The organism is Azospirillum sp. B21, assembly GCF_008364825.1.
Classification (GTDB): domain Bacteria; phylum Pseudomonadota; class Alphaproteobacteria; order Azospirillales; family Azospirillaceae; genus Azospirillum.
This window is the reverse complement of the sequence record NZ_VTTO01000003.1, coordinates 283452-307291: the sequence shown is the minus strand read 5'-3', so window position 1 is coordinate 307291 and position 23840 is coordinate 283452. Positions and strand designations below refer to the sequence as shown.

20 protein-coding genes are annotated in these 23840 nt (G+C 68.2%); 11 read left to right on the top strand and 9 right to left on the bottom strand.

The window, feature by feature from the left end; all coding sequences use genetic code 11:
* Nucleotides 1-51: 51 nt before the first annotated feature.
* The 8 genes from FZ983_RS09660 to FZ983_RS09625 form a co-directional block, all read right to left on the bottom strand.
* Complete coding sequence (locus FZ983_RS09660) at nucleotides 52-1299, bottom strand: FHA domain-containing protein (protein ID WP_149223342.1); 1248 nt, start codon at nucleotides 1297-1299, stop codon at nucleotides 52-54.
* Nucleotides 1300-1303: 4 nt separating this feature from the next.
* Entirely contained in the window at nucleotides 1304-1891 is a 588-nt protein-coding gene (locus tag FZ983_RS09655; protein WP_149223341.1) for a hypothetical protein, read from the bottom strand.
* Nucleotides 1892-1938: 47 nt separating this feature from the next.
* Nucleotides 1939-4059, bottom strand: a complete 2121-nt coding sequence (tssI, locus tag FZ983_RS09650) for a type VI secretion system tip protein TssI/VgrG (RefSeq protein ID WP_149223340.1) — start codon at nucleotides 4057-4059, stop codon at nucleotides 1939-1941.
* A gap of 211 nt (nucleotides 4060-4270) precedes the next feature.
* The gene (locus FZ983_RS09645; protein ID WP_149223339.1) at nucleotides 4271-4747 is read right to left on the bottom strand and encodes a type VI secretion system tube protein Hcp; all 477 of its coding nucleotides are present in this window, start codon (nucleotides 4745-4747) and stop codon (nucleotides 4271-4273) included.
* 151 nt (nucleotides 4748-4898) lie between these two features.
* Complete coding sequence (tssH, locus tag FZ983_RS09640; RefSeq protein WP_149223338.1) at nucleotides 4899-7589, bottom strand: type VI secretion system ATPase TssH; 2691 nt, start codon at nucleotides 7587-7589, stop codon at nucleotides 4899-4901.
* 189 nt (nucleotides 7590-7778) lie between these two features.
* Nucleotides 7779-8846, bottom strand: a complete 1068-nt coding sequence (locus FZ983_RS09635) for a methyltransferase domain-containing protein (RefSeq protein ID WP_149223337.1) — start codon at nucleotides 8844-8846, stop codon at nucleotides 7779-7781.
* Nucleotides 8847-8850: 4 nt separating this feature from the next.
* Entirely contained in the window at nucleotides 8851-9234 is a 384-nt protein-coding gene (locus tag FZ983_RS09630) for a PAAR domain-containing protein (RefSeq protein WP_149223336.1), read from the bottom strand.
* A 17-nt stretch (nucleotides 9235-9251) separates the two neighbouring features.
* Entirely contained in the window at nucleotides 9252-9551 is a 300-nt protein-coding gene (locus FZ983_RS09625) for a hypothetical protein (protein ID WP_149223335.1), read from the bottom strand.
* Nucleotides 9552-9829: 278 nt separating this feature from the next.
* On the opposite strand from FZ983_RS09625, the gene tssA reads away from it, so the two are divergent.
* The 9 genes from tssA (at nucleotide 9830) to FZ983_RS09580 (ending at nucleotide 20617) form a co-directional block, all read left to right on the top strand.
* On the top strand, nucleotides 9830-10966 hold the full coding sequence (tssA, locus tag FZ983_RS09620; RefSeq protein WP_149223334.1) for a type VI secretion system protein TssA: 1137 nt from the start codon (nucleotides 9830-9832) through the stop codon (nucleotides 10964-10966).
* 44 nt (nucleotides 10967-11010) lie between these two features.
* Nucleotides 11011-11517 (top strand): type VI secretion system contractile sheath small subunit, encoded by a 507-nt coding sequence (gene tssB, locus FZ983_RS09615; RefSeq protein WP_111065970.1) that lies wholly within the window; start codon nucleotides 11011-11013, stop codon nucleotides 11515-11517.
* A gap of 4 nt (nucleotides 11518-11521) precedes the next feature.
* On the top strand, nucleotides 11522-13015 hold the full coding sequence (gene tssC / locus FZ983_RS09610) for a type VI secretion system contractile sheath large subunit (RefSeq protein WP_149223333.1): 1494 nt from the start codon (nucleotides 11522-11524) through the stop codon (nucleotides 13013-13015).
* Between the two features lie 7 nt (nucleotides 13016-13022).
* Nucleotides 13023-14573 (top strand): type VI secretion system contractile sheath large subunit, encoded by a 1551-nt coding sequence (gene tssC, locus FZ983_RS09605; RefSeq protein WP_149223332.1) that lies wholly within the window; start codon nucleotides 13023-13025, stop codon nucleotides 14571-14573.
* A 50-nt stretch (nucleotides 14574-14623) separates the two neighbouring features.
* The gene (locus FZ983_RS09600; protein ID WP_149223331.1) at nucleotides 14624-15421 is read left to right on the top strand and encodes a type VI secretion system accessory protein TagJ; all 798 of its coding nucleotides are present in this window, start codon (nucleotides 14624-14626) and stop codon (nucleotides 15419-15421) included.
* A gap of 151 nt (nucleotides 15422-15572) precedes the next feature.
* Nucleotides 15573-16049 (top strand): type VI secretion system baseplate subunit TssE, encoded by a 477-nt coding sequence (gene tssE / locus FZ983_RS09595; RefSeq protein WP_149223330.1) that lies wholly within the window; start codon nucleotides 15573-15575, stop codon nucleotides 16047-16049.
* A complete protein-coding gene (gene tssF, locus FZ983_RS09590) occupies nucleotides 16042-17874 on the top strand; it encodes a type VI secretion system baseplate subunit TssF (RefSeq protein WP_149223329.1) in 1833 nt (610 codons plus the stop codon). The genes tssE and tssF overlap by 8 nt, the downstream gene beginning before the upstream one ends.
* Nucleotides 17838-18914, top strand: coding sequence for a type VI secretion system baseplate subunit TssG (gene tssG, locus FZ983_RS09585; RefSeq protein WP_149223328.1), 1077 nt, complete (start codon nucleotides 17838-17840; stop codon nucleotides 18912-18914). Before tssF ends, tssG begins: the two co-directional genes overlap by 37 nt.
* Before the next feature lie 161 nt (nucleotides 18915-19075).
* Entirely contained in the window at nucleotides 19076-20617 is a 1542-nt protein-coding gene (locus FZ983_RS09580; protein WP_149223327.1) for a class I SAM-dependent methyltransferase, read from the top strand.
* Nucleotides 20618-20639: 22 nt separating this feature from the next.
* Here FZ983_RS09580 and FZ983_RS09575 read toward each other — a convergent pair whose 3' ends face one another.
* The gene (locus FZ983_RS09575; protein ID WP_149223326.1) at nucleotides 20640-21377 is read right to left on the bottom strand and encodes a tetratricopeptide repeat protein; all 738 of its coding nucleotides are present in this window, start codon (nucleotides 21375-21377) and stop codon (nucleotides 20640-20642) included.
* A gap of 264 nt (nucleotides 21378-21641) precedes the next feature.
* Here FZ983_RS09575 and tssJ point away from each other — a divergent pair, with 264 nt between their 5' ends.
* Both tssJ and icmH read left to right on the top strand, forming a co-directional pair.
* Nucleotides 21642-22322: a type VI secretion system lipoprotein TssJ gene (gene tssJ, locus FZ983_RS09570; RefSeq protein ID WP_247883689.1), complete on the top strand. Its 681-nt coding sequence runs from the start codon at nucleotides 21642-21644 to the stop codon at nucleotides 22320-22322.
* A complete protein-coding gene (icmH, locus tag FZ983_RS09565) occupies nucleotides 22319-23839 on the top strand; it encodes a type IVB secretion system protein IcmH/DotU (protein ID WP_149223324.1) in 1521 nt (506 codons plus the stop codon). The genes tssJ and icmH overlap by 4 nt, the downstream gene beginning before the upstream one ends.
* Nucleotide 23840 lies beyond the last annotated feature (1 nt).

The window sequence follows — 23840 nt, the reverse complement described above, 5'->3', positions numbered from 1 at the left end:
TTTCCCTCTTGCAGGCTGATGGTCGTTGCCATGGGTTCCCTCCCCCTCCCGTCAGCCGCCCAGCGCGTGGCGGTGGATCGGCAGGAGCCGGCGGTACAGCGCGGCCAGCCGGGTACCGCCGTCGGCGGTCTCACCCGTCAGTTCGCGCACCGCCGCCAGCAGGGCCGACTGGTGGGCCGCGCCGTCGGACACCGCCGCCTGCAGCAGCGCCTCCGCCTCGGCGGGAGGCAGGGCACGCAGGCGGGCGAGTGCGTCATCGGCATCCACGGCGCGGCGCAGGATCGACTCCCCCTGCGCCATCGTCTCGTCCGGGTCGAGGCCGAGCAGGGCCTCCAGCGCCGCCTGCCGCCGCACCAGCGACAGCACGACATCGACCAGCGCACGGCTGAGCGCGTCGGAGGCCAGATCGGCCGAATGGGCGGCGAAGGGCGACGGACGCGCACCGAAGGCCGGCGGGACCAGCGGCTCGTCGGCCCAATCGTCGGGGGGCATGGCGGACGGGGTGGCCGGCTGCGCCCCGAAGGGCTGGGGAGCAGGCGGGTTGGACGGTTGGGAGGCCGGCGTCAGGTCGATAGGATCATCCAGCCAATCGTCGGGGATCGACGTGCCGCTGTCACCATTGCCGGCGCCGAAGCCGGTGCTGCCGAATCCCGCCTGCTCGGTCGACACCCGGATGGTGCCGAGGCTGTCCGGCGAGAAGTCGGTCTGGGTGGAGCCCGGCCAATCGGGATCGCCACTGGACGCGTTCCCCGCCGCTGTCTGCTGCCAGCCGCCACCAGGCTTCCCGCTCCAGCGTTCGTCCGGCTGTTGAAGGTCGCCGAACAGGTCGTCGTCCTCGGGAATCGGCATCACCGACACCGGTCCGCGGCCGAAAGCCGGCAGGGCGAAGGGATCGTCCTCGGAGGCCGCCGGTGACTGCGCCGGTTCGTCGGAGCCGCGCAGCACCGCCAGGAAGGGATCGTTGGCGGGCGGCGCCTCCTCCGCGGCGAAGCCGGCGCGCATGACGAAGCCGCCCATCCGCAGCCGGTCGCCCTCGCCCACCACGGCGGAGTTGCCGCGGCCGATGGGGGTCGGCGCATCGTTCAGGAAGACGCCGTTGGTGGAACTGTCGATGACGATGTAGACGCCGCCCTTGAACTCCACCATGCAGTGGATCTTGGACAGCATCCGCTCCGGATCGTTCAGCACCCAGTCACAGTCGGGACCGCGGCCGATCACCAGCCGTCCGGTGCCGAGATCGCGGGCGATGTCGTTGCCCTGCGCGGGCGGGCATTGGATCAGGGTCAGGCGCAGCTTCATCGGATCACGCCGCCCCCACCTTGCCGCTGCCGCCGTTGGCGATGTCCAGCGCCTGGGCCAGCGCCGCCCTGTGGCGTGGCTTGATCTCCTTGGGCACCGCCGCGGTGGCGAGCAGTACCGCGGCGGCGGCGGCCGTCCCGGTCAGCCCGTCGCCCGGCGGCACAACCACCGCTGCGTCGGGCGGGGCGAGGCTTCCGCCCGACCAGAAGGCGGCCATGGCGGCATAGGCGCAGGCGGTCTCGAAATTCATCGCCTCGGCCGGCGCGAAGCAGGCGCGGCGGTTCTCCTCCGTCGGGCGGTAGACCCAGGCCTCCGCCGCCTCCAGCGCCGCGACATCGGCCGGCGCCGGTTCGGGCGGCAATGCGCCGCGGGCCGACAGGCAGCCCCACCACACGGCCTCGCGCCGCGGCAGAGCCATGCCCAGCAGCCGGATAGCGTCCGCATGTAATTCGGCGTCGATCAGCGCCTTCAGGAATACCGCCGTCGGGGCGTTCGGCGCGTACAGCGCCTTCGCTTCCGGCGACAGGTCCAGCCCCGCGACCGCTTCGGCCGCGCGGGCAAAGCGCAACTTCGGCAAAAGCCCGATGTCCACCGTCCCAACCCCGCTTGAAATTCCGTCCCAGTGTGGACGGCGGTTCGTCAATTGATGGTTACCACGCCGCCCTTGACCTGGACCATCGCATCACCGTTCACCTGGGTAATCTTGCCCGCGATCTGCACCTGCATGTCGCCGGTGACCTTGACCATGCTGCCCTTGATGGTGACGCCCATCTGGTCGATCTTGATGCTGTTGCCGCCGACCTTCAGTTCGATGCCGGTCGCAGCCTGCATGGTGATCTGCCCGGCGGAAGCCTTCACCGACACGTCGCCCAGGCCGAGCTTCAGGGCGTAGTCGCCCTGCTTGACGTCGACCGCCATGTCGCCCTGCTTGACGGTCAGGCTGTCGTTGCCCTGGCCGACCTCGACCGTGCGGTTGCCCTCGCCGACTGTGTGGGTGTCGTTGCCCTTGCTGACGGTGACGGTCCGGTTGCCCTTCCCCACCGTCAAGGTCTGGTTGCCCTCGGTCACCTCGTGGGTGTCGTTGCCTTTCGACACGGTGATGGTGCGGTTGCCCTTGGCGATGGTAACCGCCTCGTTGCCTTCCGACACCGTTTCGGTGCGGTCGTTCTTGATGGTGATGGTCTGGTCGTGATCTACGGTCAGTTTGTCGTCGTTCTCCACCATACGGGTGAAGTCTTTCTGTGCGTGGAAATAGATCTCCTCCGCGTCCTTCTTGTCCTCGAAGCGCAGCTCGTTGAAGGTCGCCGCGTCGCCACCCTTGCTGGAGCGGGTCTTGATGCCGCTCTGCGTCTTGTTGTCGGGCAGCGTGTAGGGCGGCATGTTCTCGGCGTTGTAGACGCAGCCGACGATCAGCGGCCGGTCGGGATCGCCGCCGATGTAGTCGACCAGAACCTCCATGCCAACGCGCGGGGTGAAGATGGTGCCCCAGTTCTTGCCGGCCATGGTCTGGGCGACGCGCAGCCAGACGAAGCTCTTCTCGTCGTTGGCGCCCTTGCGGTCCCAATGGAACTGCACCCGCACCCGGCCATACTTGTCGCAGTAGATCTCTTCGCCGCTGGGACCGACGACGGTCGCGGTGTCGGGACCATGGGTGCGCGGGCGCGGCACCGGCGGCGGGCGGAACACGGTGGCCTCGGGGATCGCGGCGAAGCGGCAGGAGAACTGCGGAGGCAGGCCGCTGTTGCCGATATGGCTCTCGTCCTGGGCGCTCAGCGCCAGATCGGTGACGACATAGCCCTTGCCGACCTCGGCCGACACCGCATGGCCGGCCATGGAGATCTTGCCGCCGGCCGACAGGCCGCGATAGGTCGCCGTGCCCTCCACCCGCTCGTAGCCGGTCTCCGTCTCCTCCATGCGCAGGCGGGACAGGTCGGTGCCGTCGGCCTTGACCATGTGGCCGCCGGGATAGTCGAACATCTCGTGCGACTTGAAGGCGGAAACGCCGAGCACCGTGGTGGTGCTGGCGGTCAGGTCGGTGCTGGGCGTTTCGAAATTATAGTCCTTCAACGTCCATTTGCCGGACACGTAGGACTGGGAATGCGACCAGCCGTCGATGGCGAGCGTGTTGCCCTGCGACGCGGCGGAGTGGTTGACGTCCTTGTCCAGGCAGTCGGTGTAGCCCGACGCGCTGTCGCTCAGCACCAGCGTGTGCTTGCCGGCCTCGTGCTGGAAATAGAAATAGATGCCCTCGTCCTGCAGCAGGCGGGCGATGAAGTCGTAATGGGTCTCGCGGTACTGCACGCAGACCGGGCGGGCATTGTGGGTGCCGGACAAACCCTGCTTCTTCACCTCGGTCACGCCGCAGTCGGACAGCATCGCGTCGACGATCTGGACGACGCTCTTGTCCTGGAACACCTGGCAATCGGAGCGCAGGGTCGCCAGCCACAGGGACGGCACGATCTCCGCCGTGTAGCGGCGGTAGCCGCGCAGAGCCAGCGGGCCGGCGGAAAAGCTCTTCACGATGCCGTTGATGACGCGCGGACTGCCGCCCTGGCGCGCGACGGACAGCGTCAGCGACTTTCCCAGGATGTCGGCCGGCGCGATGGTCATCCGCGGCGAGATCATCGAAATGGTGTAGCGGAACAGGCGCGACAGCCCTTCCTCTCCCTCGACGGCAACCGGGATCAGCACGTCCGCGCCGAGCGGCGAGGTCAGCGACAGAAGCCGGCCGGTCTGCGAGATGGTGGGCGCATCCGACATGCGGGCTTGGTCCTATGTGTTGGGAAGAGATTGATAATTGAGTAGGGTCTTGCCCCCACCCCGACCCTCCCCCGCTTGGCGGGGGAGGGGGACATTCCCTCCCCCGCCCAGCTCTCGCACAAAGCTCCGCTTTGTGCTGACGCGGCAGGCGGACCGTAGGTCCGCTGAGAGCGGGGGAGGGTTAGGGTGGGGGCAAGACCCGCACTGAGCTTTAGGCGCTCTTGGTCGTCGACAGGTCGTAGGAGACCGAGATCGGCGTGCCGGCCTTGTTCTTGTCGTCGTACGGAATGAACTTGTACTCCATCTTGGTGAAGCTGATGGAGATCGATTCCGACGGACGGTCACCGCCCGACGACATCGAGTAGGCCGAGACCAGGGCGTTGGTCAGGGTGTATTCGGCATAGGTGTTGCCCGGGCTGCCGGTGGTGACGAGATGGATCTGCACCTTCTTGCCGATGGCGCCGGTGCAGGATTCGACGAAGAACTTCGGCGAGGAGCTGTCCATCAGCTTGGTGATGGTCACTTCCGAAACCGACGGCTCCGACGCTTCGCGGTTGGCGGTCGAGCCCGACGGGGTGCTGATGGCGCGGCCGACGCCCCACTGCAGCGAACCGACGTCCAGCCACTTCTTGTGGGTCTCGTGCGTGGCCTCGCCGTCGATGCCGTCGTACTTGATATAGATCGCCATGGTTGTCTCCTCGCTCTCTTGAAGTCGGTCTTAACGGGTGAAGCTTGGTCTGTGCTGTATGGTTACGAAAGAATTGAGGCGGGTGCTGTGACGGTCGTCACCGCCCGTCGCTTTTCTGCGCGCCCGCCCCGGCCCTCCCGCTCCCCCGGTCTCAGGCGATGTCGTAGACGAAGCGGTCTTCGCCATCGACCGAGACGTGGACGCGGGTGATCGGTTCGCCGTCGCCCATGCGGGCGAGGATGCGGGACGAGATCTCCGGCAGCAGGGTGCGGCTCAGGATCGTCTCGATGTTGCGGGCGCCGCTGGAGACCTCCTGGCACCGGTTGACGATGCTCTGGACCAGATCGTCGGAGTAGGAGAAGGCGGCCTTGTAGTTCTGCACCACCCGCTTGGAGATGCGGTTCAACTGCAGGACCACGATCTTCGCCAGATTCTCGTCCGAAAGCTGGAAGTACGGGATGACCGTGCAGCGGCCGAGGAAGGCCGGCTTGAAGCTCTTCTGCAACTCCGGATGCAGGGCCTCCAGCAAGCCCTCGGCGTCCGGCGCAGTCTCCGGATCGGCGCACAGCTTGTGGATCAGGTCCGTGCCGGCGTTCGACGTCATGATGATGACGGTGTTCTTGAAGTCGATGTCGCGGCCTTCGCCGTCCTTGATCGTGCCCTTGTCGAACACCTGGAAGAAGATGTCCTGCACGCCGGGATGGGCCTTCTCCAGCTCGTCCAGCAGGACGACGCTGTAGGGCCGGCGGCGCACCGCCTCGGTCAGAACGCCGCCCTCGCCGAAGCCGACATAGCCCGGAGGAGAACCCAGCAGCAGGGAGACCTTATGCTCCTCCTTGTACTCGGTCATGTTGATGGTGGTGACGTTCTGCTCGCCGCCATAGATCAGGTCGGCCAGGGTCAGCGCCGTCTCGGTCTTGCCGACGCCGGACGTGCCGACCATCAGGAAGACGCCGATCGGCTTGCGCGGGTCGGTCAGCTTGGCCCGGCTGGTCCACATCGCCTGGGCGATGGCGTCCAGCGCGTGGTCCTGGCCGATGATGCGCTCCTTCATGCGATCGGCCAGCGACAGGATGGTCTTGATCTCGTTGGAGACCATGCGGCCGACCGGAACGCCGGTCCAGTTGGCGACCACCTCGGCCACCGCCTGCCCGTCCACCGCGACCTTGACCAGCGGATCCTCGCCCTGCAGCGCGGTCAGCTCGGCGGTCAGCGCCGACAGCTTGGCGTTCAGCGCTTCGGCATCCAGCGGCTCGGCAGGCGTCGCGCCTTCGGCGGCCGGAGCCTTGGACTGCTCATGCGCGGCGACCAGCTGGTCGCGGGTCTCGTTGATGGCCTTGACCAGTTCCAGTTCCTTGGTCCAGCGGGCCTCCAGCGCCTCCAGGTCGGCCTGGGTGGCGGCGATCTTGTCCTTCAGCGCGGCGAGCAGTTCGGCATGGTCGATGCCGATGGCCTCCTCGCGCTCCAGGATCGCGACCTCGGTCTCGGTCAGCTGGATGGTGCGGCGGCGGTCCTCGATGGTAGGCGGGGTCGCGGTCTGGCTCATCGCCACGCGGGCGCAGGCGGTATCCAGCAGGCTGACCGCCTTGTCGGGAAGCTGGCGCGCCGGGATGTAGCGGCTGGACAGGCGGACCGATTCGATCAGCCCCTCCGTCACGATGCGGACCTTGTGGTGCTTCTCCAGCGTGGCGGTGAGGCCGCGCATCATGTCGACGGCGACCGGCTCCGCCGGCTCCTCCACCTTCACCACCTGGAAGCGGCGGGTCAGCGCCGGGTCCTTCTCGAAATACTTCTTGTATTCGGCCCAGGTGGTGGCGGCGATGGTGCGCATCTCGCCGCGCGCCAGGGCCGGCTTCAGCAGGTTGGCGGCGTCGTTCTGCCCGGCCTGCCCACCGGCGCCGATCAGGGTGTGCGCCTCGTCGATGAACATGATGATGGGCTGGCTGGAGCCCTTCACCTCGTCGATCACGCCCTTCAGCCGGTTCTCGAACTCGCCCTTCATGCCGGCGCCGGCCTGCAGCAGGCCGAGGTCGAGCGACAGCAGGCGGACGTTGCGCAGGTCAGGCGGCACGTCGCCGGCGGCGATGCGCAGCGCGAAGCCTTCGACCACCGCCGTCTTGCCGACGCCGGCCTCGCCGGTCAGGATCGGGTTGTTCTGACGGCGGCGGGTCAGCACGTCGATGATTTGGCGGATCTCGGCGTCGCGGCCCAGCACCGGATCGATCTTGCCGTTCTTGGCGCGGTCGGTCAGGTCGATGGTGTACTGGTCGAGGTTGGGGGTCGCCCCGCCGACCTTCGGCGCGCCGCCCGCGGCGGCCCCGCCGGCAGCACCACCCGCCGCGGCGACCGGAGCGCTGGTGCGCGCCTCCGTCGTGTCGGCGACGATCTTGGGCAGATCGCGGCGCAGCACATCCGCGGTGATCTTCGCGAACTGGCCGGACATGTCGCGCGCCTGGGCCGACAGCGATTCGTCGGACAGCAGGGCCGCCAGCAGATGGCCGGAGCGCACCGCCCCCTCGCCATACTGCAGGGAGGCCAGAACCCACGCCTCGCGCATCAGCTGCACCAGATTGGGCGACAGGGCCGGCGCCCGGCTGTTGCCGGTCTTCAGCTTGTCCAGCACCCGCGTCAGGTCGGCCGACAGCCGGCCGGCGTCGATCTCGTAGACACGCAGAATGGCGGAGATGTCGCCGTCGGCGGCACCGATCAGCTGGAGAAGCCAATGCTCGATCTCGCAATTGTAATGCGTGCGCGACAGCGTCTGTCCGGCCGCAGCCTCCAGCGCCCGCCGGCACAGCGGATTCAGCCGCGAAATCATGCTCTGCAGATCGACCGCCACCATGGCTCCACCCCCTTCGTGTGACTTGCGTGTCTTCAACCCATGCGGGCAGAGCGCCTGCGGCGCTCGCACCAACTTAACCGACCGGCCGGTTCGTCCTGTGGCTGTGCCGCGGACTTTGACCAAGCCATTTCGAAAAATCCACTGCTATGCTTCGCAAACTAACTGAAACTTGTTCACTTCATTCGCGAATCATGCACGCAACATCATCAAATGCGTTTTATATTGCATGATAGCGCGGTCATGCATCCGAACCGTCCAAGGAATATCGACCGGTTCTCCCAAAAGCTGCAGGCGCTCGACCGACTGCGGGTGGGCGCCCGGCGTCAGGAGCCGCGCCAGCACGGCCTCGCAACGACCGGCATCGTCTCCACGCTGCGAATGGCCGCCCAGCCAGGCCTCGACCGGCGTCGCCTGTGTCGACCAGTCGAAGGGCGTCGCCAGCACCGCGCCGCCGCCCTCCGCCACCATGCCGTCGATGGCGCGCAGCAGGGTCGGCGGCGAGGCGACGCAGTCCAGAACATTCATCGCCGCGACGAGCGCGAAGCCTCGCGGGGCGAAGGGCGGGAACAGCGCGTCGCCGATCCAGAAATCCACCCGCTCCGCCCCGGCGAACCGCGCCTCGATCCGCTGCCGGTCATAGGCGATGCCGGACCGGCGCAGCGGAAACACCGCCTCCCCCCGCTCCATCACCCGCCGCGCCAGCATCAGCAGCGGCCAGTGCAGATCGAGGCCGAGCACCAGATCCTCCCCCCGTGCCGCCAGTTCGAAACTGGTCCGTCCGGCACCGCAGCCGAGGTCCAGCGCCGGCCCCGCCGGCAACGGCCCCAGCCGGTCCAGCCCGGCGGCGAGGCAGCGGACGACCGACCCAGCCTGCCCGTCCGGCGTGGCGGGATCGAGGTCGCCGTAATGGTCCCAGCCATAGCTGGACAGATGCTGGCGGGTGGCGTTGAAGGCGCTGTCGGGGCCGAATCCGTCGCCCAGCACCCCTTCCATCGCCGCCGGAATGTCGGCGCGCGTGATCAGCAGATGCCCGTTCGCTGCCATCCAGCCGCGCAGGTCCGGCACCAGGATCGGAGCGCCGTCGACGATGGGATATTCCATCGCGCAAGTCTGGTCGCCGCAGACCAGCGTTCCCCAATGGACGGAATCGGCGTCCGCGGCCTCCACGATGCCGAGCGCCAGCGGCACCGCCACGCCGCGGGTGGCGAGGCAGCGCGGGCAGACCGGGCGCAGACGCTCGAAATGGGAAAGGCGCATGCGCTCAGCCGCCGATGATGACGGTGGGACAGCCGGGCGGCAGCACCTTGCCCACCGGGGCGGGGATCGGCGCGACGCAGCTCACATGGGCGGTCATGTCGTTGATGCGCGCAGCTGGCAGGTTGTTGATCAGCACAGTCGTCGATCCTTGGGAGATCATGCCCGGCCCGGCCGGAATGCAGCCCGGCAGCACGCAGGGGGCGGAGATGTCGGTCAGCCGTGCCGCCGGCATTTTTCCGATCAGCACCGTCGGGCTGCCCAGCACGATCGCCAGCGGCAAGCCGGGATGCGGCGCCGGCGCCGGCACGGGGGCCGGCGGGTGGATCGGTGCGTGGCAGTGCGGCGTGTCCTGCTTGATCAGGTCGCCGAGGCGGGCGGCGGGCGGCATCTGGTGTCTCCGACCGGTCAGAACGACGATTCGACCGACGCCACCGGGGCGCCGAGCAGCGAGGACGCGGAATCATCTCCGGGCGGCGGCAGGACCTGTTTGCCGGCGCGGAACAGCGTCCGCGCGGCCACCGTCTCACCATCCTCAGCAAAGAAGAGGCAGGGCCCCTCCAGCATCCCGTCGGCGATGCCGACCCGCGCGACCAAGCGGCCGGCCGGATCGCGCCTCTCAATCACAACGGGAGAAATGCCACCAGGACTTTCCACTGGAACGGCAGCGATGCCCGAGGTTGCAGGTGGAATGGCGTCAGGAGTCATCGCAAAAGGGGTCCCGGGAAGGGTTCATTCCGACGTCAGGCGAACAGCATTCATCCGCAATTGCGTTTCGTCAAGCTCATAGGGGTAGCCCGGGCGCTGATTTGTTACGCAACTGCAATATTCTATTCGGCAGCCCCCGAAATGACGAATAGCCTTGTCGAACCGTCGGAAGTAACGCTATCAATTTCCTGACACGTACGCTTACCCCCAAATCGGCGGGTTCCGCGACCTGCGGCTCTGACCTTCTTCATATGAATGTGGAAAGGGTGCTTTCCTTCATGCCGACACCGCAGATTTTCGATGTCGAAGAGCTTTTGCAGCCGATCGAGGGCGATTCCGAATGTGGGATCGACCTGCGCGAGAATGCCTCCGCCGACTACTATACCGTAAAGGACGCCCGCAGCGCCGCCCGCGCCGCCGAACGGTCCATGGATGTGGAGGACGACGCCGGCGGCCTTCTGCCGGAATGGCGCACCATCCTGGAGGTCAGCCCGCGGATCCTGCGCACCCAGGCGAAGGACCTGGAGGTCACGGCCTGGTTCATCGAGGCGCTGCTGCGGGCGGAGGGTTACGCCGGACTGCGCGACGGCTTCGCGCTGGCCCGCGGACTGGTGGAGCGGTTCTGGGACAACCTGTACCCGGCCCCGGACGAGGACGGCATCGCCACCCGCGTCGGCCCGCTGACCGGCCTGAACGGCGAGTCAGCCGACGGCACGCTGATCCAGCCGGTCCGCAAGGTGCCACTGACCCTGGGTGACATTCCCTATTCGCTCTGGCAGTACGAGCAGGCCATCGAGCTGGCGAAGATCACCGACGAGGCGCGCCGTCAGGCGCGCATCGACAATGGCGCCGTCACCTGGGAACAGTTCGAGCAGAGCGTCCGCGAGACGCCGGCCTCCGAATTCAAGACCCTGCTGGAGGACATCCAGGGCGCCATCGACGAGTTCGAGGCACTGGGCAAGGTGCTCTACGACAAGGCCGGCTACGATTCGCCGCCTGCGGGCAACATCCGCAACGTCCTGACGGCGGCGCTCGACGCGGTGAACTACGCCGCGCGCGACCGTCTGGCGACGCTGGGCGGCGACGAGCCCGCCGCGGCGGAAGCCCCCGCCACGTCCACCGAACTGGTGGCGACCGGCGGCGCGATCGTGGCGGCCGGCGCCAAGGCGCAGGCGAGCGGGGCTGTGACAACGCGCGAGGAGGCCTTCAAGGTCCTCTTGCAGGTCGCCGATTTCTTCCGCAAGACGGAACCCCATTCCCCCATCTCCTACACGCTGGAGGAGGTGGTCCGCCGCGGCCGCATGTCGTTGCAGGAACTCCTGATGGAGCTCATCACCGACGAGGAGACGCGGCGGCAGTTCTTCATCGCGTCCGGCGCCAAGGCGCCGCCGCCGGCAGAGCAATCAGGGTATTGACGATCACCGCCTATCCTACGGCGTGAGCAGGGAGGTCCGATAACATGGCGAGTATCCACCAGAAGCTGGATCGCGTGCGCAAGCCCCGCGTCCACATCACCTACGACGTCGAGACCGAAGGCGCGACCGTCGTCAAGGAGCTGCCCTTCGTCGTGGGCGTGCTCGGCGACTTCTCGGGCGACCCGACGGAGCCGCTGAAGCCCCTGAAGGACCGCAAGTTCATTCAGATCGACCGCGACAACTTCAACGACGTCATGGCCCGCATGACGCCGGGCCTGAAGATGAAGGTCGACAACACGCTCGCCGACGACGGCACCCAGCTGTCGGTCGATCTCGCCTTCAAGTCGATGGAGGATTTCGAGCCGGGCCGCGTCGTCCAGCAGGTCGAGCCGCTGCGCAAGCTGCTGGAGACCCGCAACCAGCTGCGCGATCTGCTGAGCAAGGCCGACCGTTCGGAAGAGCTGGAAGGCCTGCTGGAGCGCGTGCTGCAGAACACCGACGAGCTGGCCGCGCTGAGCGGCGAGCTCGGCACCGAGAAGAAGGAGGGTTGATCCGATGAGCGACGCTCAGACCCAGGGCGCAGGCGCCGCCGGCGCCGTTGCCGAAGGTACCGGCCTCTCGATTCTCGACCAGGCCATTGCCGCGACCAAGCAGACCGAGCCGGACCGTGCGCAGGAGCTGCTGCGCACCCTGACTCAGGAAGCGCTGGCCGGCACGGTCACCTTCAACAAGAACCTGGGCCAGACGATCAACAAGGCGATCGCCGCGATCGACGCCAAGATCAGCAAGCAGCTCAACGCGATCATGCACCACGAGAAGTTCCAGAAGCTGGAAGGCTCGTGGCGCGGCCTGAACTATCTGGTCATGAACTCGGAGACGGGCTCCACGCTCAAGATCCGCGTCATGAACTGCCCGAAGAAGGACCTGTACAAGGACATCTCGAAGGCGGTCGAGTTCGACCAGAGCAACCTGTTCAAGAAGATCTACGAGAACGAGTTCGGCATCGCCGGCGGCGAACCCTACGGCGCCCTGATCGGCGACTACGAGTTCACCAACCACCCCGACGACATGGAGCTGCTGACCGGCGTCTCCAACGTGGCGGCGGCCGCCTTCGCGCCCTTCATCTCGGCCGCCAGCCCGAAGCTGTTCGGCTTCGAGGACATGACCGAGCTGTCGAAGCCGCGCGACCTCGAGAAGATTTTCGACAGCGTCGAGTATACCAAGTGGCGCAGCTTCCGTGAGAGCGACGACAGCCGCTTCGTCACGCTGACCATGCCGCGCGTGCTCGCCCGCATGCCCTACGGCGCGAACACCAAGCCGATCGAAGAGTTCGAGTACGAGGAGGCTCCGTACGAAGGTGGCATCGCCCGACCGATGGCCCACAACGATTACTGCTGGATGAACGCCTCCTACGCGATGGGCCAGCGCCTGACCAACGCCTTCTCGCAGTATGGCTGGTGCACGGCTATCCGCGGCGCCGAGGGCGGCGGCAAGGTCGAGAACCTGCCTTTCCACACCTTCACCTCGGACGACGGCGACAGCGACGCCAAGTGCCCGACCGAGATCGGCATCACCGATCGCCGTGAGGCCGAACTGTCGAAGCTGGGCTTCCTGCCGCTCTGCCACTACAAGAACCAGGACTACGCCGTCTTCTTCGGCGCCCAGACCACGCAGAAGCCCAAGAAGTACGATCGGCCGGAGGCGACCGCGAACGCCGCGATCTCCGCCCGCCTGCCCTACATCATGGCGACCTCGCGTTTCGCCCATTACCTGAAGATCATGGCGCGCGACAAGATCGGCTCCTTCATGGAGGCGAGCGACTGCGAGGCGTGGCTGAACCGCTGGATCCTGAACTACGTCAACGGCAACGAAGCCGCGGGCCAGGAGATGAAGGCGAAGTACCCGCTGGCCGAGGCCAAGGTGCAGGTGAAGGAGATTCCGGGCAAGCCCGGCTCCTACAACGCCGTCGCCTGGATGCGCCCGTGGCTGCAGATGGAGGAACTGACCACCTCCATGCGCATGGTCGCCCGCATCCCGCAGGCCGGCTGATAGCCGCATGACCGGGCACGCGGCCGAAATTCATGCCGACGACGCGGAGGCGACGGTCCTTGAACGGCCGTTGCGTCTGCGGGCGGTCGACATGGCGCTCGGCCGCGACGATGCCGGCCCGCTCGACGCCTTCCTGGCGGCCGGTTCGCCGGGCGAGGCGTTGCGGCTGTGGTTCGGCATCACGCTTCCCGTTCATGACAGCCTGGACAAGCTGCGCGCCGCGCTCGACCGCGACATCGCGGCCATCGACGCGCTGCTGTCCGAACAGGTCAACGCCATCCTGCACCACAAGCGCTTCCAGTCGCTGGAAGGCTCGTGGCGCGGGGTGCGCACGCTGGTGAAGCAGGGGCAGAACGCCGAGACGGTGGTGCTGCGCCTGCTCAACCTGACCTGGCCCGAACTGTGCCGCGACCAGGAACGCGCCATCGAGTTCGACCAGAGCCAGCTGTTCAACAAGGTCTACAGCGACGAATTCGGCATGCCCGGCGGCCGCCCGTTCGGCGTGCTGCTGTGCGACTATGCCGTCCAGCATCGCCCGACCAAGGAGCGGCCGACCGACGACGTGTCCGGCCTCAAGGGGCTGGCCCAGGTCGCCGCCGCCGCCTTCGCCCCGGCAATCGTCGGCGCGGCGCCCGAGCTGTTCGGTTTGGAGACCTTCCACGAGCTCGGCCTGCCGCTCGACCTCAAGTCGGTGCTGCGGCAGACGGAATACCAGCGCTGGCAGCGCTTCCAGGAGACCGAGGATTCACGCTTCGTCGGCGTGGCCCTGCCGCGCGTCCTGATGCGCGAACCCTATGGCGACGATCCGCAGGCCCGCCACGGCTTCCGCTTCCGCGAGGAATCGGTCGGCGGTGAGGGCGGCATGCGGCTGGAGGACCATTGCTGGGGCAATGCCGTCTATGCCTTCGGCACCGTGCTGATCCGCTCCTTCCTGCAGCATGGCTGGTTCGCCGATATCCGCGGCGCCCAGCGCGACGTGGTGGGCGGCGGGCTGGTGACCGAGCTGGTGGTGCCGGATTTCGCCACCGACAGCATCAAGGTGGCGCAGAAATTTTCCGTCGAGGTCTCGATCTCCGACCAGCTGGAACGCGATCTCGACGACCTCGGCTTCATTCCGGTCAGCCGCTGCAAGGACACGCCCTATCTGGTCTTCTACGGCAACCAGTCAGTTCAGCGGGTCGGCCAGTTCACCACCACGACGGCGACGGCCAACGCCCGGCTTTCGGCGATGCTGCGCTACATGTTCTGCGTCGCCCGCTTCGCCCATTTCCTGAAGGTGATGGTGCGCGACCGCGTCGGCTCCTTCGTCACGCCGGAGGAATGCGAGCGCGACTTGCAGAGCTGGCTGCACGGCTATTGCCTGGGCAACGACGACGCCAGCCTGGACCAGAAGGCCCGCTATCCCTTGCGCGAGGGCAGCATCCAGGTCCGCGCCATTCCGGGCAAGCCCGGCAACTATCAATGCGTCATCCATCTTCGGCCGCACTTCCAGCTGGATCAGGTCTTCTCGACCTTCAAGCTGGTGACCGAGCTGGCACAAACCGGCGGCGCGGCCTGACCCGACCGTCAACCGAAGTCAGGCGCTCCATCCAGGGAGAGATACAGACCATGAGCGAAACCGCAGCCCAGCTGTTCCAGGCGGGCCGCCTCGACGAGGCGATCACCACGCTGAACGGCGAGATCAAGAAGAAGCCGACCGATCTCGACCGCCGCGTCTTCCTGGCCGAGCTGCTGAGCTTCGCCGGCAATCTGGAGCGCGCCGACCTGCAACTCGACACCATCGGCACGCAGGAGCCGCAGGTCGCCGTCACCATGGCGCTGTTCCGCCAGCTGGTGCGGGCCGAACAGGCGCGGCGCCAGCTGTTCGCCGACGGCCGCGTGCCGGAATTCATCGACCAGCCCGCCGACCATCTGCGCCTGCATCTGGAGGCGCTGGTGGCGCTCCGCGCCGGCGACACCGCCGACGCGGTGACGAAGCTTGCCCAGGCGGAGGAGATGCGCCCGCCGGTGTCCGGCAGCCATGACGGCACGCCCTTCGATGATTTCCGCGACTTGGACGACCTGACCGGCGGCTTCTTCGAGGTCTACACCAGCACCGGCAAGTATTTCTGGATCGCCACCGAGACGGTGGAGCTGGTCGAGTTCCGCACGCCCGAACGGCCGCGCGATCTGCTGTGGCGTCCGGCTCACATGGTGGTGCGCGGCGGCCCGGACGGCGAGGTCTATCTGCCCACGCTGTACGGCGGCGCTCCGGCCGATGCCGAGGATGCGCTGAAGCTTGGCCGCGTGACCGACTGGTCGGAGGACGCGCCGGTGCGCGGGACCGGCCAGCGCTGCTTCCTCGTCGGCGAGGAGAGCGTTCCGATGCTGCAGCTGGGCACGCTGGAGTTTTCGGGGGCGGTGTGAGGAAGCACTTGCACATGCCCCCACCTAACCTCCCCCGCTGGGCGGGGGAGGGACTGCCGCAACTCTCCCGCTTCAGCACTGGTCCCCTCCCCCGCCCAGCGGGGGAGGGTTAGGGTGGGGGCCAAGCGACAAAGCACCTCCGAAGGCCATCATGGATCGCAACCAGTCCATCACCCTGTCCGTCCTGGACCGTCTGCTCGACGACACGCCGGAGCATGTGGCGCCACGGCCGCACACCGTGGCGGATCTGCGGGCGGCGATCCGGCGCGACCTGGAGAACCTGCTGAACACCCGGCGGCGGGTGCTGGGCTGGCCGGATGACCTGACGGAGCTGGCGGATTCGATCCTCGGCTATGGCTGCCACGACCTGCTGGTGGAGAATGTCGCCACCGACTCCCGCCGGCGCGAGGTGGTGGCGCAGATCGAGGCGGCGATCCGGCGGTGGGAGCCGCGCTTCGCCCATCTGGCGGTGACCATGGTCGACAACAGCGATCCGGCCGACCGCACGCTGCGCTTCCGGATCGAGGCGCTGATCCATGCCGACCCGGCGCCCGAGCCGATGGTCTTCGATTCGGTGGTCGATCCCACTTCCAACATGGTCACCGTGACGAGTAAGGCCCGTGGCTGACGAACTCCTCCCATACTACAACCGCGAGCTGACCTATCTGCGCCGCATGGCGGCGGAGTTCTCGGAGGCGCATCCGAAGATCGCCGGCCGGCTGCGGCTCAGCGCCGACGCGGTGGAGGATCCGCATGTCGCCCGGCTGCTGGAGGGCGTCGCCTTCCTCAACGCCCGCATCAGCCGCAAGCTGGACGACGAGTATCCGGAGCTGGTCGACACGCTGCTCGACGTGCTCTACCCGCATTATCTGGCGCCGATCCCGTCGATGGCGGTGGTGCAGATGAAAAGCAGCGCGGACCTGACCGGCTCGCACACCGTACCCAAGGGAACGGAGTTGGAGACGGAGGCGCTGCGCGGGGAAACCTGCCGCTTCCGCACCGTCTATCCCGCCACCCTGTGGCCGATCGAGCTGGATCAGGCGGTGCTCGCCGGCCGGCCGCTGGTGGCGCCGCCCAACCCGCGGGCGGGCGACGCGGTGGCCTCGCTGCGCCTGACCCTGCGCTGCCGCGTGCCGGAGATGACCTTCACGGAACTGGCGCCGGACACCCTGCGCTTCTTCCTGCGCGGCCAGCCGCAGCAGGTCTATGCCCTGCACGAGCTGATCTTCAACAACGCCGTCTCGGTGGCGCTGGCCGACGACCCGCAGGACCCGAACGCGGTGATCCTTGGCCCCGACGCCATCCGCCCGGTGGGGTTCCGCGACGAGGAGGGCATGCTGCCCTACCCCGCCCGCTCCCATGGCGGCTACCGGCTGCTGACCGAGTATTTTGCCTTCCCGGAGAAGTTCCTGTTCTTCGACCTGCATGTGTCGCCGAAGGTGCTGCGCCGCGCCGGCAACACGCTGGAGATCTTCATCTACCTGAACAACACCGACGGCGACCTGGAGCGCGCGGTGTCGAAGGACAATTTCGCGCTGGGCTGCACTCCGGTGGTCAACCTGTTCCGCCAGCGGGCGGAGCCGGTCGCCCTGACCCAGACCCAGCACGAACACCGCGTGGTTCCCGATGCCCGCCGCCCCGGCGCGCTGGAGGTCTATTCGGTCGACAGCGTGCTGGCCACCGATCCCGACGGCAAGCAGCGGCGCTTCCTGCCATTCTACGGCCTGCGCCATGGCGGTGTCGAGGCGGTCAGCCGCACCTACTACACCGCCAGCCGCCGCCCGGCCGGCGGGCGCGATCCCGGCACCGAGGTGCATCTGGCGCTGGTCGATCTCGACTTCGACCCGTCGAGCCCGGCGGAGTCGGTGCTGTCGGTGGAGACGACCTGCCTCAACCGCGACCTGCCGGGACAGCTGCCCTATGGCGGCGGCCACCCGCACCTGAAGCTGACGGAGGGGATGGCGGCGGTGGCCGGCCTGTCCTGCCTGACGCCGCCGACGCCGACCCTGCGCATCGCCGAGCGCAAGGGCCATCGCTGGCGCCTCGTCTCCCACCTGCTGCTGAACCACCTGTCGATCTCCGGCGGGGCGGAGGGGACGGAGGCGCTGCGCGAGATCCTGCGGCTCTACGATTTCCGCGATTCCGCCGAAACCCGCGGCATCGCCGACGGCATCGTCAAGGTGACGACCAAGCGCGGCACAGCGCGGGCGCCGTCCCGGCCGGGCGATGTCGCCTGGGGCGACGCCATGTGCCGCGGCATCGACGTCGGCATCGAATTCGACCCGCAGCGCTTCAGCGGCAGCGGCATGTTCCTGCTGGCGATGATCCTCGACCATTTCCTGGGGCTGTACTGCTCGATCAATTCCTTCACGCGGCTGACCGCAACGGTCAAGGGCCGCACCGGAGTGCTCCGCACATGGCCCGCCCGCGCCGGCAACCGCCCGCTTCTGTAATCGACCGGCTGTTCCGCGCACCCCACCGCTTCGACTTCTTCCAGGCGGTGCGGGTGCTGGAATGGCAGGCCCGGCGCGATCCGCGCAACACGCGCCGCCATGCCGTGGGCCACGACCATGACCCGCGCGAGGAGGTGGTGCGCCTGCGCGCCGAGACCTCGCTGACCTTCCCCGGCAACCAGGTGGCCGGGGCGGAGCCGGGGGTGGATGGCCGGCCGCCGATGGTGGTGGGCGCCTTCCTCGGGCTGGTCGGTCCGCTGGGCGTTCTGCCCCAGCATTATACCGAACTGATGATCCGGTCTTTGCGCGAGCGGAACCGAGCGCTGCGCGACTTCTTCGACGTCTTCCACCACCGCAGCTTTTCGCTGTTCTACCGCGCCTGGGCCAAATACCGGCTGCCGGTGTCCTTCGAGCGCGGCCAGGGCCAGCGCGAACCGGACCCGGTCAGCACCACGCTGTCCAGCTTCGTCGGCATCGGCCAGCCGTCGCTGACCAAGCGTCTGTTGGTGGAGGACGAGACCCTTCTGCATTATTCCGGCCTGATGTCGCGCGGCACGCGCTCGGCCAACGATCTGCAGGAGATGCTGTCGGATTTCCTCGGCCGCCCGGTGACGGTGGAGAGCTTCGTCGGCAGTTGGCTACCGATCGCGCCGGACGGGCAGACGCGCCTTCCCAGCCTGTCGGATCCCGAGGGCCAGCATTGCCGGCTGGGGATCGACGCGCTGGCCGGCGACCGCGCCTGGGATGTCCAGGGCAAGTTCCGCCTGCGCATCGGCCCGCTGAACCACGACCAGTTCCGCGACTTCATGCCGGAAGGCCGCGAGTTCCGGAAGCTGCAGGATCTGGTCCGCATGTATGTCGGGCCTGAACTGGATTTCGAGCTTCAGGTGAGCTTGCTGGCCGCCGAGGTGCCGGCCGCCCGTCTGGGCGCCGGCGAGGACGATGCCGACGGCACGCGGCTGGGCTGGAACGGCTGGGTGCTGCACGCGCCGAGCCCGGTCGAGCGCAAGGACGCGGTTTTTCCGATGCAGGATTTGTGAGTGATGCGGGCGCGGTGCCCCCTCCCCAACCCTCCCCCGCTTCGCGGGAGAGGGGGCAAGTCTTCCCTCTCCCGCAAAGCGGGGGAGGGAGGGACCCGCTCGCAAGAGCGGGAGGGAGGGGGCGCCGCGCGCTCAGCACACCGTAGAACGACGAGGACGCTATGAGCGACTGGAGCGCCGGCTATGTGTCGGACATCGAATATCTGCCGGGCTTCTACCGCGAGCAGGGCCCCGCGCATCTGACGCTGAGCTGCCTGATCAACGGCATCGCCCCGCCCTCGACGGCGAACGGCTTCGACTATTGCGAGCTCGGCTGCGGCCACGGCACGACAGTGGCGCTGTTCGCGGCGGCCAACCCGCAGGGGCGGTTCCATGCGGTGGACTTCCACCCCGCCCACATCGCCCGCGCCCGCGATGCCGCCGAGGCGGCCGGCCTGACCAACATCAGTTTCCATGAGGCGAGCTTCGCCGAGATGGCGGAGGGCGAGGGGCCGGACCTGCCGGAATTCGACTTCGTCACGCTGCATGGCGTCTACAGCTGGGTCAGCCCGATGAACCGGGGCGCCATCGCGCGCTTCCTGGCGAAGAAGCTGAAGCCCGGCGGGCTGGTCTATGTCAGCTACAACGCCATGCCCGGCTGGGCGCCGATGATGCCGCTGCAGCGGCTGCTGTACGAGTATTCAGGTCTGGTCCACCAGCGCAGCGACGTGCAGGTGAAGGCCGGTCTGGACTTCGCCGAGCAACTCTACAAGGCCGGGGCCAAGATCCTCGGCGACGAGGCGATGTTCGGCAAGCTGCGCGGCGAGACCAAGGCCAAGAACAGCACCGAGCAGTCGGTCTATCTCGCGCACGAGTACCTGAACGGCAGCTGGCAGCCGCTCTACCATGTCGATGTCGCGCGCGAATTGGGCGAGGCGAAGCTGACCTATGCCGGCTCCGCCACCCTGTTCGAGAACTATCCCGACCTGTCGCTGACGCCCGATCAGCGCGCAGCTCTGGACAGCATCGGCGTGCCCAGCCTGCGCGAGACCTTCAAGGACTATTGCGTCGGCCGTCCCTTCCGCCGCGACGTGTTCGTCCGCGGTGCCCGGCGCATCAGCGTCGCCAAGCGCGACGCGATGCTGAGGGACATGGCGATGGCGATGATCATCCCGCGCGCCGATGCCCGCACCACCATCCAGGTGCCGCTGGGCGAGGCGACGCTGGAGGCCAAGCATTACGAGCCGATCTTCGACGCGCTGGCCGAGGGGCCCCGCCGCATCGGCGACCTGATGGAGTTGCCGGAAATCCGGCGGGCAGGCGGCAACCTTTCGGCGGTGGAGATTGCCGGCATGCTGACCGGCTCCAGCCAAGCCATTCCTGTTCCGAACCCGCCGGAAACGGTGACGCCGCTGCCCGGCGTGCTGGCCCACAACCGCGCCGCCGCCAACGAACTCGCCACCAGCGAGGGACGCAAGAGCACCGCGCTGGCCGCATCGATCGGCGGCGCCGGCCTGCATGTCAGCACCATGGAGGCGCTGCTCTACGACGGCCTCGGCGAAGGCGTCCCGGAGACGCTGGACGCGCTGGTCGCCCACGCGATGCGCCGCCTGGACGCGCCGGAGAACGCCGACGATGCCAGCCGCAAGGCCATCGCCGACAGCATGGGCTGGTGCATGGCCAACAGCCTGCCGGTCTGGCGCAAGCTGGGCATGATCGGATGAGGCGTCCCGCATACGCCGGGCGTCAGCCCGGCGGCATCGCTCCGGCATGGGCGCCCTGCATGGGGCGCCGTTCCGCGTGATGCTGCCAGCCGATCGCCTCCTCCTCCCAGCCCTCGCCGTCCTCGGCGGCCGGATCGGATGCCGCGCGCAGGTCGGCGAGCGCCGCCAGCGCATCGCGGTCGCCGGCGGCTGCGGCGGCCTGCATCCACAGGGCGGCTTCGGCCGGATCGCGCCCGGTGCCGACACCCTCACGCAGGCACAGGGCAAGGCGGTACTGGGCGGCGGGATGGCCCTGCCCGGCGGCGGCGCGCAGCCAATGGACGGCCTCCGCTTCGTCCCGATCGACCCCGCGGCCATCGAGCAGCAGAAGGGCGAGGTTGACCTGGGCGGCGGCCGACTGCTGCAGGGCAGCCAGCCGGTACCACAGCGCCGCCTTGGCCGGGTTGCACGGCACGCCGGCGCCATGTTCATGCATGTAGCCGAGGTTGTTCTGCGCCCCGACATCGCCCTTCGCAGCAGCGCGGCGGTACCAGGACACCGCCCGGCCCGGATCGGGCGGCACGCCGATGCCGTTGGCGAGCAGGAAGGCCAGCATGGTCTGGGCCGCGACATGGCCCTGGCGGGCCGCGCGCCGATACCAGGGAATCGCGGCGGCGACATCGCCCGACCGCAGCGATTCGGCGAGCTGGTACTGCGCCTCGCTGTCGCCCAGTTCGGCTTTCATCCGGGTCCAGAGCGTGGGCATGGCAAGCTTGGACATGGCGCTGGCACCTTCGACAATTGTCCCCCGAGCTCTCGCCCCACGAACAGCGCGCGAACGGGTTTCATTCCATTCGCCGCACAGTTGCGGAACAGCCCCTGCGCCCGAGTCTGTCCCCCCGGCGCGCGACGTTCAACCTCCCCAGCCGGCGGTCGAGGAATTGTCACGCAGGCGCCTTTGGTTAAGGATGACCATCCATTCGTGCCCTGCTATACCCGTTCGTATAAGGGGAAAGGTGTGGTGATGCTGAGGATTGCTGGCTGGATGCGGATCCGGAAGACGATTTGGTCCGCTGCCGTCCTGGCCGCAGTGCCGGCGCTTGCCGCCTGCTCCTCCGCTCCACCGCCTCCCCCGCCGCCAACCACGATCCAATTGACGGTCGTGGGGGCAAAGGCGCTGAACCCCGATCCCAATGGACGGCCGTCGCCGGTGATGCTGCGGCTCTACCAGCTTGGCCCAAGCGACGCCTTTGCCAACGCCGATTTCTTCCAGGTCATCGACCAGGACAAGGCAACGCTCGGCCCCACCCTGCTCGACCGGCAGGAACTGGCTGTGCCGCCCGACAGCCGGCAGACCGTGACCGTCCAGCCCAAGCCGGACGTGAAGACGCTGGCCGTCGCCGCCGCCTTCCGCGCCTACGAAGAAGCGGGCTGGCGCGCCATGCAGCCGATCCAGCCGAACAAGGCGAATAATTACGTTCTGACCGCCACGGGCAGCACCATCACGCTCGTCCCCGGCGACGGCGCGGCGGACGGCAGCGACACGCCGGCCGACAAATCGGACGCTGCCAAGGAGGATAGCGCCAAACCCGATGCCGAGAAGCCGGCCGGCGACAAGCCGAGCACCGACAAGCCCGCCACCGAAAAGCCGGAACCCGCGCCGAAGCCGGCCGCCGACGGACCGCCCGCGGCGACGCACAACCTGATCCTGAAGGGGGCGTCATGAGCGTCCGGCCGCCGCCCGACAAGAACCCGTTCGACGAGCCGGACGACATCGACGCCACGGTGATGCAGCCGATGGCGTTCCAGCGTCCGTCCGCGCCGGCCGCCACTCCCGCGCCGGCCGCACCGCCGCCCTTCTCCGGCGGGTCGGCCGGGCTGGTGCCGCCGGCCTTCGGCCAGAGCGCGCAGCCCTTCTCCGCCCCGTCCGCCTTCTCGCCCGCCGCCTTCACCACCCCGAAGCCGGCCGCCCCGCAAGCCCCGGCACCCGCCCCCGCGATGTCGGCGCCGCTCTCGCCCGGCTTCCGCCCGCTCGACGATGCGGCGCTGACGGCGTTGACGGCGGTCAGCGACAACCCGCTGGTCACCGCCGCCGCCCCCATCCTGGCGATGGTGGTGCGGGTGCGCGACCTGACGCAGCACCGCGACGTGGAGTCCCTGCGCGAGCGCGTCATCGCCGAGATGCAGCGGTTCGAGGCGGCGACCGTCCGCGCCGGACTGTCCGCCACCCAGATCCGCAATGCCGGCTACGCGCTGTGCGCGACGGTGGACGACGTGGTGCTGGCGACCCCCTGGGGCAGCCAGAGCCTGTGGGCGCACAAGAGCCTCGTCTCCACCATCCAGAAGGAGACCTGGGGCGGCGAACGCTTCTTCGACCTGCTCGACCAGATGGCGGAGGTGCCGGACCGCCACCTGATGGAGCTGGAGCTGTTCTACCTCTGCCTGTCGCTGGGGTTCGAGGGCAAGTTCCGGGTCTCGCAACGCGGCTACAGCGAACTGGCGAAGCTGCGCGACCGGCTCTACCGCGTCATCCGCAAGCAGCGCGGCGAGGCCGAACGCGACCTGTCGCCCCACTGGCGCGGACAGGCCGACGGCTTCCGGCCGCTGGCGGCGACGGTGCCGCTGTGGCTGCCCGCCGTCATGATCGCGGCGCTGCTGGCCGCCCTCTATGCCTGGTTCGTCTTCGCGCTGGCCGACCAGTCCGATGCCGCCTATCGCCGGCTGGCCGCGGTGATCCCCGACCAGCCGGTTCAGATCGCCCGCATCGCGCCGCCGGTCACCCTTCCCACCCCGCCGCCCCGCCAGACCGTGGCGGAGCGCGTCGCCCTGGCGCTCGCCGCCGACATCAGGGCCGGGCTGGTCGAGGTCAGCGGCGGCACCGACGGCCGCGTGCTGGTCCGCACCCGCCTGAACGTCTTCGCTTCGGGCAGCGACCGGATCGAGCCCCGCTATGTCGAGGTGTTCCGGCGTGTCGCCGAGGCGATGCGCAAGGAGCCGGGCCGCATCTCCGTGATCGGCAACACCGACAACGTCGCCATCCGCTCGCTGCGCTACCCCTCCAACCAGGAATTGTCGGAGGCGCGGGCCTTCCGGGTGCAACAGCTGATGACGGAAATCCTGGCAGGCGACGCCGCCAACCGTTTGAGCGCCGAAGGGCGCGGCGACACCGACCCGATCGCCCCCAACACGACGGCGGAGGGCCGGCAGGCCAACCGGCGCGTCGACATCGTGCTGGCGCCCTGAC